The organism is Vagococcus penaei, from assembly GCF_001998885.1.
Lineage (GTDB): Bacteria > Bacillota > Bacilli > Lactobacillales > Vagococcaceae > Vagococcus > Vagococcus penaei.
On record NZ_CP019609.1, the window covers coordinates 143676 to 155989 of the forward strand.

Genomic DNA, 12314 nt, shown 5'->3' on the forward strand with positions numbered 1-12314 from the left:
AGAGTAAGCAAAAAAAGAAGTGGATTTCTCCACTCCTTTATCTAGATTGTTTTATGCTTAAATGAAACTGTCATTTAGCCTAAACGTTCTTTAATATATTTTGTTATATCGACACTGTTTGTTTTAGTTTTTTCTAAATCAAACGGCTCTCCCAGCATCTCGCTATTTAGATAGGCAATAAGCATTGGTAAATTCATACCTGCATAAGCTTCAATTGTTTCTCCAACCATAATTTTATTTGTAATCACATTAGCTGGTGTTCCCCCCAATAAATCAGCGAAAACAACATAATCACCATCTAATTCAGATGTTAGGCGGTCAAATTTGTCTGCAAAATCACTGCCTTCCTCATCAGGTAGTAGTGATACCGTATGAATATTTTCTTGTGGCCCTAAAATCATTTCAACACTTTCTTTTAAGCCTTCGCATAATGATCCGTGACTAATTAAAATAATTGATGTCATTTTTTCGCTCCCCTTACTAATTAACTATTTATTATTTACTAATAATCCCTAGAGCAGATAAAGCAATTGAAACAAACAAGACAATGAAGATTGCTCTAGTAGATGTCATTTTTTTACGTCCTAATAACCAGTAAACTAAACCTACGATAGTTAATGGTACTAGTTTTGGTAAAATCATATCCAAACTATTTTGGATATTAACCGTTAAATCACCAATCTGTGGTGCATAAGCTATTTTAACATTAATCATAGTTGCTACTAATGCTCCGACCATGAATACCCCCATAATCGTTGCTGCATCGGTAATAGCGGTTAATTTATGTTGCATAGTAGTTACTAAAGATACACCTTCCTTATAAGCGAATTGAAGCTGTTTCCACCTAAAAACCATGACTAGCACGTTGGCTAAGACCCAAATTAACATGCCGACAGGATTACCATTTGATGCCATATTTGCAGCCACTGCCCCAAAAATTGTTGGCCATAATGCACCGAAAATAGAGTCTCCAATTGCTGCGAAAGGACCCATTAGTCCAGTTTTCAAACCAGATACTGTATCTTTTGATGCAATACCTTCTTTTTCTTCAATGGCTAAATCAATACCTGTTACTAATGTATTTAAGAAGTTACTGGTATTAAAGAATTGTGCATGTGTTTTCATCATTTCTTTTAATTCTGGTGTACCGTCACCATAAATTTTGCGGAGTTGCGGTAAAATAGTAAATAAGTAACCCGATCCTTGCATTCTTTCATAGTTCCAACCTAATTGAAAACCTAATAGACTACGACGGTTAATTTGATTAAAATCTTTTTTAGTTAATTTATATTTAGAGTTCGTCATCTTCGATTTCTCCTTCCACTACATCAATTGCGACATTATTTGTAACGTTATTAACTGGAACACCTGTTTTGGCACTGTTATCGATAGTTCGTTTATATTGTAGATAAGCAAGACCAAAACCGATTAATGCGATTGCTAACATAGATAAGTTGTTTAAAGGTTGTGCGAAATCTTTTGACAAAGTACCAACGACACCACCGATTGCTTGAATATTGACAAAGACAGTGGATAATAATGCTGTAATAACGAAACCTAGAATTAAGTAAGCAATGTGTTTTTTAACTGGTAAGTAGCGTAATAAAATAGCAAATCCGACAGCTGGTAAAACTGCCCCTGCAGTTGACAATCCATCACCTAACCATTTTAAATCGGTATTTAAATAATTTACAACAGTATTAACCACTTCACCACCGAAACTAATTGCTAAGAAAACTGGTAATGCACGTGAAAGACTCCAAGATAAGATACCCATTAAATAATTGCGTTCAATTTTTTTGTATTCCATATTTTCAATGTGTGTGTCAATACGATGAGCGAAGAAAGTATTGGCAAAGCGACCTAAGATATCCATTTGAATCATTAAACTCGCTACTGGTACCGCAATAGCAGCAATAGCTTGTTCAGGATTCATACCCAAACCGACTGAGAAAACAGTTGCTAAAATAGTTCCCGAGTTCGCATCGATTCTTGAAGCACCACCAAATGTTCCTACACCTAAAATAGCTAACTGCATACTACCACCGATAATTAATCCAGCTTTCATATCACCCATAATAATACCTGTAATTAAACCTGCAAAAACTGGTGAGCCAGCTCCTGAATAAATTGTTAACTCGTCAATAATTTGATACCCTGCATAAAATGTAATTAATAATATTTGCCACCATAGGATTTCCATGTGTTACACTCCCTTATTTTATGATTTTTTAATAAAGTAATAAAACTACTTTCATTATCAGATGGAACCATTTGATGTACCAACTTAACTCCCTTAGAATCTAGATACTCAAAATCTTCAATATCTTTTTCTAAGACATTCACTGATTTAGTAATTGATTTAGACCCTTCTACTCGTGACATGTTACCTACATTGACAATTTCAAGTGGTACACCCAAATTAACTAATTCAACTAGAACACTTGGTTTTTTTACAACAATTAAAACTTTTTGTGAATCGTAACGTCCTGCTAAAATATTAGTCGCTGCTTTTTCAGCTGTTAACACACTGATTTTAACTCCAGATGGTGTTGCTAATTTTAAACTCTGTTTTTCAATTTGGCTATTAACAATATCGTTGTCAACAACCATCACTCGAGTAATCCCTAGTTTAGGTATCCAAAGATTCGCTACCTGTCCGTGGATTAATCGGCCATCAATTCGTACTCCTGTAATCATTTTGTTTCCTCCTTTTAATTGTTTGTCAATCTAATAATTCAATAATAATTGTTTCAAACGCTTTCATTGGATAAGATAATGTAAAGTTTTCTCCTTCTTTCTCAAAGGTAACATTATCTAATCGTTTTTTCCTAGTGACAATATTAGCAGTGACACTTGGACTATTAATATAATCATGTAAATTAATTTGAATTGATTCGTAATCATCTAATGTAAAATTTGTGATATATAAACGTTTACCATCTCGAATTAATTGACAGACAGGCATATTGACTAAGTAATCAGTTGTCATTTTACCCAAATAATTTTTAATAATCGTTTCTTTATACGTCACATATTGCGCATCCCAACCATATTTTAAATGGTAACTAATTGGTAAAATAAAATGTTTACGATTGATTACACTCATACCATTACCAATCCATTGATTTTTTTCATTATATAGTGATGTTAAAACTGCTGTGTCATCAGAATTCGTATAGGTAATATTTGCTAAATCACCAGTTTGCTGCATAACAGTCATCCGTGCATGTTCAACACCTTCTATTAATTCTGGGCCATTCCATTCTTCATAAGTATGGTAACCAGTGTGCGGTGTTAACCAATTATAAGATTCAGCATGAATTAAATGATTCAGTTGGCGATCAAATAAGATTTCAACGCTTGTACCATCGAGCATCACACGATTGTGAGTAAATAAATGATTAATGTCATCATCTGATAAATTCCGTAGTACTTGATCACTGACTGCAACGACTTGATTGGTTAATCCTGTTACCTTTGTCGTATTGATTAGTTTTGTTGCAATACCAAATGAACCAAGTAATGCCAACCATTCATATTCTCTTGGTAACATTTCCTCTAATTGACCAGTTTTAGATTCTCTAGTGTAAACTGTATCTTGAGAATAGAGAACAGCTACTCCATGTAAATTTTCTAAGTCAATTGGATGCTTAACGGAATAATTTAGTAATGGTTTACTTTCACTTAAAATCTTTTGATGATTGTAGCTAAAGACAACACCGTTACCCATCATATCGTAAAAATTAAATAGTATGCCTTTTGCTCCAATCAATATCACAGTCTCTAGTTGTAATTGGGTGAACTTGTTTGATTTGGCATAAGTTGAATACATATAATTCTCTAACTCAGGCATCATTTGAGCATTTGGTCCCATCATTTGAGCGACTGGTCGGACATTACGGTTAAACTCCCTGACATATTTCAAACCAGGTATTTCATTGTAACTTGGTAAGTGTGGCCGAGATGTGGGTAACTGATTAATTGATAAGTGTTCAAATAATTTATGCCAATCACGTGCCTCTAATGCATGCCACTCCGGTTGTGATGTCATTAAACCAAGATTTGTTGTATCTGATTCTTTTCTCACGGCTTTAGCAATAGTATCTGCAATATCAATCATTTCTTGACGTGATTGATTTAAAAATACGTGTCTTTCCTTTGTAGGAAGTCCTGGTTGGAAGACTTTATCAACAAATTCTTCTCTTGTATAATGACTATCTAAAGTTTCATTGTAAATTGCCATGTGTTGATCACAAAAACAACCAAATACTAATGGCTTATGGTTAAAATGTCTAAAGTCATCATCCATCCAAAGATAAGCTGGTTTCTTTTTGGCATATTCACCATAAATATCAGCAATGTAGTCAATGAATTCACGATCGGCTGGACATGCGACTGCTGTTGCTTTTCTACCCTGGTAATCCACCATTGTTTTAAATTTAAACTCATCACTCAGTATACGACCACGATCACTGTGTAATAAATTAGTCCAAGGATTCATAGAAACAGATATACCTAGGGGTTCTAATTCATCTTTAAAGAATTGGGTTGTTTCTAACCACGGTGTTAATTCTGGTTTAGTGATATGACCAACGTTTAATTCTTCACTGTTAATAATAATATTCACGTCATCTAACTGTCCTTCTGAAATGAATGTTTTTAGGTCAGTCATTTTCTTTTGATCCCAGCTACTAGGATCGACCCCCAAACGAAGTGAATAAAAAAATTCTTTATCTGCCACGTAGTTTCCTCCTTTTATTAAATTATGAATGATTTAGTACTTCATAAGTAAATTCTAATATAGCGCTTACAATTACGGAATGGATAATCAGTTTAAATAATGGACTATTTTACACTGATTAATAAAATTTATAGTGAATTACCTCTCGATAAATAGTATTTTCAGCAAGTCGGTTAGTTCCGAAATATCTTAATCGGTCTACATCAGGGAAATTTTGACATTCTATTGCAACACCACAATATTTTTTGAATTTTTCATCATTAAAATGATTTCCGGTATAGCAGACAGCACAAGGATAAGATGTTGTTATTTCTACTTTCCGACCGCTATTTTTATGGGATAATATCACATTTGATGTAGTATTTTTGTTTAAAACAAATGGATGATTCAAACCATCTTCTAGTAAAATATGTTGATTAGTCAATGATAAAATTGACCCTAAATTTTCTTGATTTTCTGTTAAATATTTTTTAAAGTAAAGCTCCCCCGTTGGTAAATGCTGTGTGTCTAAAGGCAAAAAATAATTGCTGCCAATAGATAAATCATGTGTGTAGATTGTAGATTCCATACCAGCGCTTAAGTTAAAATACACATGATTTGTCGGATTTAGTAACGTTACTTGGTCTGAGATGCCATTGAATGTAATTGTTAAGGTACCATCTAGCTTAACTGTATAGGTAATTGTCATTTCCAAATTCCCCGGATAACCACCTTGACTATCTGGAAAAACCTTAGAAAAAATAATACTCGTACTAGAGGCGTCTGATGTCATTGTAGACTCCCAAAAAACATTATCGAATCCAATAGTTCCACCATGAAGATGATTGATTTCTTCATTTTGTTCTAGTTGTATTTCTCCCCAACATCCGTTTTTGATTCGACCAGCCACTCGTCCAACACTAGCACCTAAAAAACTGCGTGTCTTTAGATAATCAGTCGCTTGTGGATAGTTTACAATAATGCTGCCCCAACAATCGTCTTTATCAGGAGTTTGGATATCAATAATAGAAGCACCATAGTTAGAAACATGCAGTGTCAATTTCTTTGTTATTAGTAGATATGTTCTTAATTCATTCTGATTGTCTACTTTTATCACAGTTTCGTTGATTTCTATCATGTGATTCTCCTTTCTAATTACTTTTCTTGATACTGACTAAAATCAATGAAATCAGATAGGTGTCTCAATCCATCCAATTCCATTGATTAGTCAGATTAATTAATTAAAGTGACTGATTGTCAATTAACCATAAGTGACTTAATGCCCCTTGATGATCTGGAACTTCTGTAACAACGTCCATTAATAAATGTCTGGCTTTTTCTTTATCACCTAATCCCAAGTTACCCAAAGCAATTAGGTACTTGCAGTATATTTGATTTTCTTTAGTTAGATCGCGTTTAAAGACTACTGTTTCTGGCATTGATACAGCAAAATAATCATAAGAAATATCTTTAAAGATATTTGTCTCACCGTAACGAATTAATTGATGGAACCATTTATTAGCCGCTTTAGTATTACCTAATTTGTTTTCAGCCAGTCCACGATATAAAATTGAATCTGCTGGTTGATCATAATAATAAAGGACACTTTCTGGTTGGCTAGTACCAAGAGCTGCTTTTCGATAATATTCAGTCGCTAAATTTTTTTGTCCCTGAGCTTCGTAAATTCTGGCTATAAAATAATCAGAGATATTATCTTGCACATTAGGCAACTTACCTTCACCAAGATTTTCAGGATACGTTTGAGACTGTTTTAATAAGTCAATCGCTAGCTCTGGTTGGTCTACCATCATCTCTTTTGCAAGTTCAATTAAATTAAACATGTACTGACCAGATGCTTTACCTTCTCCACCTTCCCAAGGATGGAATTGTCGTGACATCATTAAATCATACGCTTGCTTAAATGATTTTTTAGTACTTAACAACCCTAAATAAGTTAAGAATAAATCGTCTCGGTCTTTTGTCGTTTCATGATATTGTTCTAAAATTTCTAGACGTGTATCAACTGAAGCTTGGCTGATTTTCAATAAAATATCTTTTTCCAATAAAACACGTGCATCTGTTGTGTCTAAGTTAAATGCAACATCGATCATTGATAGAGCTTTGTCTAGGTCATCTTGACGATTGTAATACGCCATTGATAAATTTCTGAAGACAGTTGGAAATTCCGGGATTTCTCTAGTTGCTTGCTCCCATAATTTGATTGCTTCGTCATACCGTTTTTTATCATAAAACAAGTTGCCTAAATAATATTTAGCAAAGCCAGTATCATTCGGCAATAAATCGATGGCTGCTCCCAAAATTGGTATTTCTAATAATTTATTTGGGAAACAGTAATCAGACGGAGCCATCTCAGCCAATTTGACGGATTGTCTAGCCTCTTCTACTTGACCTAAATTCAATTTAGCGAATGCTAAGTAATAATGTACTAACGGACTCTCTTGTGGTGCGTGTGTTAAAACGGTAATCGCATCATTAAACAGTCCCCAGTTAATATAATCTAGCGCTAGTTCAAGATAATTATTGACTTCATTGCGCATGTATTTTTGCCAATCATAAGTTGTATCAACTAAGTATTTTTCAAAATGGAAACCTAAATATAAAGGATCAATAGCAAAATTACTGTTAAAATCACTCGTAACTTGAGTTAATCGTTGAATTGCAAGAATTAAATGACGCGCTTTCAAATGATGCCAATTTTTTATTAAACTACGATTTAAATGTTTTAATGCTCCTGACCACTTCATTTGTCGTGAATCAATCATTGCTAAATAATAGAATGCCGAAGATTGTGTGTCTTCATTCCAAGTCGCTTTATAAAAACTATCAATCGCTTGATTAATTTTGCCTAATTGAAGCTGAGCTAAACCTAAATTGAATAATGGCTCACCATAGTATGGATTAGGTGATTTCCATTTTTGTTTTGCGACAGCTTTTTCAAAATGTTTTTCACTTTCTTCAATTAGTCCACGTCTGTATAGATTTAGTCCATAACCATTATTCAAACGGATATCTTCTGGATCACGTCTTAAACCTTCTAAGTAGTAATCACGCGCATCTAAAGTCGCATGACGATACTGTTCAATATGTGTCGCAGCTAAGAATAATTCTTCCGTTGTTTTCAATTTTTCAGGAACTGGGAGTGCTTCAGCTGGTTCTGGTAATTCACTAATTGTTTCATCAACACCAATATAGTCGACAATAAGACGATTAGTTTGATCAAATAATTGAATCATTAAATCAGAGGTCATTGTTTCTTGAGGACTTAAAAGCTCTCCTTCATGATATGTTGCAGGAGTTAAATCAAAGCATTCCTCAAAAATGATTGTCTCTTTATGAGTAATAACTAACTTCAAATTATCTTGTTGACTAGTTGTATAGCACGCATAACTTAAACGCCCGTCTTTAATTTCTAAGTTGACAGCACCGTCAATGGTTGCGTTTTTAACTCGACCGACACCCTTATAAGGCATAAAGTATTGTTGAAATTCTTTTTCTTCATAGGGTTTTAACCATGTGAAGTCTGGTTGGTTATCCGTAAAAACACCAGTCATTAACTCTACATATGGCCCATCTTCATCAGTTAAATTACGATCCCAGGCAATACCAAAGTCACTATTTCCCCAAACCCATTGTTTTTTACCTGGTGAAATATGATGATTAGCAACATGTAATAATCCAGCTTTTTTTGATTCATCATAATTACCAATAAAGTCATAATTTGAATGATGTGCCATATAAGAAGTCGGTACTTTGATATTTTTATAGCGAGAGATATCTACGCCATCTGAGTAATCGTATTTATAATAAGTTCCAGTTGCAATCGGAAAATCTGATACTGCTCGTTTACCATGGTCCATCACTGCGTGGACATCTGGTGGGAAAATTGAAGCTGTGTGATCATTAGCTGGTACAGCAGGATTCGCCCACCATAAAAAAGTTTGTGGGGTATCTGTCAAATTATTAACTTTCCCTGTAATTTCAATATACGCTTTATCAGGATATAGTGTGAATCCAGCCATACCTTTTGTCCCATACATTTTATCAATATCACTAACCCAAACTGTTTTACTACCATCTTCATTTTCATCAACATGGTACTCTGTTGGCATATAAGTTGATGGACGATGATGTTGTGGCCAGTTAAATTCAATTCCTCCAGAAATCCATGGTCCGATTAAACCAACTAATGCTGGCTTGATTACTTGGTTATAATAGACAAAATCGTAATTATTAGTTTTATCATAAGCTCTTTGAATACGACCTCCAAGTGTCGGTAAAATGACAACTTTCAGATAATCATTTTCAAGAATTACTGCAGGATAATCGACATCAACTTTTTCATCTAAAATTTTTTCTGTCATAGCATGGGGATAAATTTTCCCGCTACTTCCTTGATAGACTCTTTTTTCAAAGAATAATGGATTTTTATCTGGTTTTGCCGTTAAATAGGTTGGCATACTAATTAGCTCTTCTTTTACAAGTACATTATTCATTATGTTTTCATCTCCTCAATCTTTTTATACCTTTATTCTAATTAGTAACCGCATACAAGAACATAGCATTTTTGATATTTAGATGGATTATCTTCTACTTATATGCTAAAATCCATTCAAAAGGAAGTGACCGTATGTTAGCAATTAAAAAGAAAGATGGCTTTAAAGATGAACGCCATATCATTATTCCAGATAGTTTCGCTGAACAATTATTAGACCATCCATTATCTCACGGTACACAAATTAAAGAGATGGGTTACTATCCAAAAGTAAAATACCACTATCGTGAGCGCTATGACAATTTAACAGATTTCATTCTGATTTATTGTGTTGATGGTGAAGGAGTTGTTTCTTTAAATCAAGAAAAAACCTATCAATTAAAGCATGGCGATATTTTTTGTATCCCTAAACACACACAACATTACTATTATAGCTCTGAAAATAATCCTTGGTCGATTTTATGGATACATTTCGATACACAAAGACCTAATGAGTTTAATTTAGAAAAACAACTTTTAACACAAATATCTTCTCCCGAGAAAAGTCATTTAATTCAAGAGGACTTCATTCGTCTATTTAATTTATCAGAAAAATGCAATGATTTTGAAACTAATCTATGTGTAGTTAGTTTGCTAAATTCTTTATTAACTCAGATTGTCTATTTAAAGAATGAATTGCAACAGGATAAACAAAATATTTATTTAACGCATAGTATCAAGTACTTAACAGACAACCTTCACCGGACACTAACATTACAAGAAATGGCCAATCATTTAAATATTTCCCAAAGTTATTTGAGTACAATTTATAAAAAATATTTGAAAAAATCACCGATTGAGTATTTTAATGAGATTAAAATAGAACAGGCATGTAAGTATTTAAAGATGAGTGATTTAAAAATTTATGAAATAGCGAATCAATTAGGCTTCTCTGATCCATATTACTTTTCAAGAGCTTTTAAAAAAGTCACTCAGCTCTCACCACGAGAATATCGTCAAAAGTATAAAGGCTCAGTCTAATCATCTACTACTAGTCACTTAATCAATAATTGAATGAAGTGACTAGTTTATTTTTCGACAAAAACTTTCATTTCTAAACTAGCTAGTGACGTCTGTAAATGATTATCTTGATAAGTGACCGTTTGTTTACCAGTGAGGCTATATTCATCATAACAAGCTGTTTCATTAACTAGCTGGCATCTAATAGTCTCATAGGATTCAGTAGAAAAATTGGCTACTAGATAATAATTTTTTTGATTTTTTTGATAATGGATTAAATTAACATATGGCATATCAATTGTCAGAGCAAGTGTTTTTGTATTTATCGATTGGTGTAGCAAAACATCTCGAATAATTTCTTCTTTAAACGAAATATACTGACTACTCCAACCAGCTTTTTTGTCCCAGGAAATCGGTAAAATAAAGCTATTTTTAGAAACAGCACATACACTACCCTCATCTTGATCGTATTCATTATAGGCTCTTGAAATAATTGAACTCTCATCTGATTCATAAGTTATATCTAAAAAATCACCCGTTTGTTGCATCAAGGACATACGTGCTTCGCTCACACCATAATAATTTTTATGATTTGTCACTTGTTCATATGATTGTTGCCCTGAGCGCACAGCTTTCCATGAACAGTCTGTCACACCAATTAAATAACCCAACTCTCGTTCAACTAAAATAGCGACGGTTTCTCCATCAATTAAAGTAAAATTTTCTTCGAATAATTGGCAAATTTGTTGATTTGTTAATGTTCTTAAGAATTGTCCAGAAATTGCAATGATTTCTTGGCTAATCTTTGGGTCATAGCGTGACGGTTTCACACTAAAACCAAAAGAACTTAACAATTCTAGCCAGCTATACTCTTGAGAAATTAATTCATTACGTTCCTCACCAATCGATGTTTCTACTTGATAAGCAGTATTAGGTGAGTACAACACTCGAATACCGACTTGTTCAGAGACTTTCAAATCTAATTGACTAATATCATTCAGATAAGGTTTTACTGTAGCCAACATTTCTTGAATATGGTAATCATTTACTACACCAGTTCCCATCATATCAAATAGATTCATCGTTGTTCCTTTTGGATGAAGCATTAGCGATGTCACTAATTGAAATTGGGAGAAATGATTTGATTTTGTATAACGCGAATACATATAGTTCTCAAGTTCTGGAAACAATTCAGCATCATCACCTAATAAATCTGCGGTGACACGACTCACACGATTAAAGTCTTTACTATATTCTTTGGCAGTTACCTCATTATAGGCTGGCAGATGAGGACGAGCAACAAAGGGCTGTTTACCAGAAAGACTTGTAAATAGTTTCTGCCAGTCTCTACCTTCCGTTGTATGCTGATCTGGTTGTGATGTCATTAAGGCCAATTTGGTTTTGGGAGAGATGCTGTGGACCTTAATTTGAATCTTTTTAACTATATCAATCATGGTTTGACGAGCACAATCTAAGTAAACTTTACGTTCATTACTTGCTAGGCCTGGTTGTAAAATTTTAGAAACAAGTTCTTCGCGTGTCAATGTTTGATTATTTAATATTTGACGATAAGTGTCCATGTGTTTTTCACAAAAACAGCCCCATTGAATTGGTTTATGATTAAAATGTCGCAAATCATCTTCTATCCATAAATAGTTAGGTTCAAGTGTGGCATACATTCCATATGTATCAGCAAGGTAATCTTGGAAAATTGGATCAAGTGGACACGCCACAGCAGATGCTTGAACCCCATTAGCGTCTACCATTGTACCAAAAGCTAATTTAGTATTTAGTTTTCTTCCACGATCACCATGCATCAATGTGATGCCTGGATTTAACGAGAATGTTAGATTGTGTTCTATTGAGAAGTCTTTCATCTCACGTGCAAGTCTAATCCATTCTTCCGTTTCATTATTTAATAAGTGACCACGACCAATTTCTTCATGATTAATAAAAAAATTAATATCATCAATTTTAGCATCATGACAAAATTTCGCTAACTCTTTTAAACGTGTCGTATTGTCCCTATTTAAAGCTAGTGCATAGCGTAATGAATAAATATAAGCCATTTAAGTACCC

The 12314-nt window shown here is 33.7% G+C and carries 9 protein-coding genes; 1 reads left to right on the forward strand and 8 read right to left on the reverse strand.

Annotated features, from left to right (window positions below; genetic code table 11):
* Window positions 1-74: 74 nt before the first annotated feature.
* The 7 genes from BW732_RS00690 to BW732_RS00720 form a co-directional block, all read right to left on the reverse strand.
* Window positions 75-464: a PTS sugar transporter subunit IIA gene (locus tag BW732_RS00690; protein WP_077274983.1), complete on the reverse strand. Its 390-nt coding sequence runs from the start codon at window positions 462-464 to the stop codon at window positions 75-77.
* 31 nt (window positions 465-495) lie between these two features.
* Window positions 496-1305 (reverse strand): PTS system mannose/fructose/sorbose family transporter subunit IID, encoded by an 810-nt coding sequence (locus BW732_RS00695; protein ID WP_077274984.1) that lies wholly within the window; start codon window positions 1303-1305, stop codon window positions 496-498.
* Window positions 1292-2203 carry a PTS mannose/fructose/sorbose/N-acetylgalactosamine transporter subunit IIC gene (locus BW732_RS00700; protein WP_077274985.1) on the reverse strand — a complete coding sequence of 304 codons (912 nt, stop codon included), beginning with the start codon at window positions 2201-2203 and terminating at the stop codon, window positions 1292-1294. Before BW732_RS00700 ends, BW732_RS00695 begins: the two co-directional genes overlap by 14 nt.
* The gene (locus BW732_RS00705) at window positions 2173-2700 is read right to left on the reverse strand and encodes a PTS sugar transporter subunit IIB (protein ID WP_077274986.1); all 528 of its coding nucleotides are present in this window, start codon (window positions 2698-2700) and stop codon (window positions 2173-2175) included. Before BW732_RS00705 ends, BW732_RS00700 begins: the two co-directional genes overlap by 31 nt.
* A 25-nt stretch (window positions 2701-2725) precedes the next feature.
* Entirely contained in the window at window positions 2726-4744 is a 2019-nt protein-coding gene (locus BW732_RS00710; protein WP_077274987.1) for a hypothetical protein, read from the reverse strand.
* Window positions 4745-4862: 118 nt separating this feature from the next.
* Window positions 4863-5861, reverse strand: a complete 999-nt coding sequence (locus BW732_RS00715) for an aldose epimerase family protein (protein WP_077274988.1) — start codon at window positions 5859-5861, stop codon at window positions 4863-4865.
* A 103-nt stretch (window positions 5862-5964) separates the two neighbouring features.
* Entirely contained in the window at window positions 5965-9237 is a 3273-nt protein-coding gene (locus tag BW732_RS00720; RefSeq protein ID WP_077274989.1) for a DUF5107 domain-containing protein, read from the reverse strand.
* A gap of 134 nt (window positions 9238-9371) precedes the next feature.
* On the opposite strand from BW732_RS00720, the gene BW732_RS00725 reads away from it, so the two are divergent.
* Window positions 9372-10256: a helix-turn-helix domain-containing protein gene (locus BW732_RS00725; protein WP_077274990.1), complete on the forward strand. Its 885-nt coding sequence runs from the start codon at window positions 9372-9374 to the stop codon at window positions 10254-10256.
* A gap of 47 nt (window positions 10257-10303) precedes the next feature.
* On the opposite strand, the gene BW732_RS00730 is transcribed toward BW732_RS00725, so the two are convergent.
* Window positions 10304-12304, reverse strand: coding sequence for a hypothetical protein (locus BW732_RS00730; RefSeq protein WP_077274991.1), 2001 nt, complete (start codon window positions 12302-12304; stop codon window positions 10304-10306).
* Window positions 12305-12314: the final 10 nt, after the last annotated feature.

Coding starts and splice junctions, on each gene's coding strand:
- BW732_RS00690 (WP_077274983.1), bottom strand. CDS start 464: ATGACATCAATTATTTTAATTAGTCACGGATCATTATGCGAAGGCTTA.
- BW732_RS00695 (WP_077274984.1), bottom strand. CDS start 1,305: ATGACGAACTCTAAATATAAATTAACTAAAAAAGATTTTAATCAAATT.
- BW732_RS00700 (WP_077274985.1), bottom strand. CDS start 2,203: ATGGAAATCCTATGGTGGCAAATATTATTAATTACATTTTATGCAGGG.
- BW732_RS00705 (WP_077274986.1), bottom strand. CDS start 2,700: ATGATTACAGGAGTACGAATTGATGGCCGATTAATCCACGGACAGGTA.
- BW732_RS00715 (WP_077274988.1), bottom strand. CDS start 5,861: ATGATAGAAATCAACGAAACTGTGATAAAAGTAGACAATCAGAATGAA.
- BW732_RS00720 (WP_077274989.1), bottom strand. CDS start 9,237: ATGAATAATGTACTTGTAAAAGAAGAGCTAATTAGTATGCCAACCTAT.
- BW732_RS00725 (WP_077274990.1), top strand. CDS start 9,372: ATGTTAGCAATTAAAAAGAAAGATGGCTTTAAAGATGAACGCCATATC.
- BW732_RS00730 (WP_077274991.1), bottom strand. CDS start 12,304: ATGGCTTATATTTATTCATTACGCTATGCACTAGCTTTAAATAGGGAC.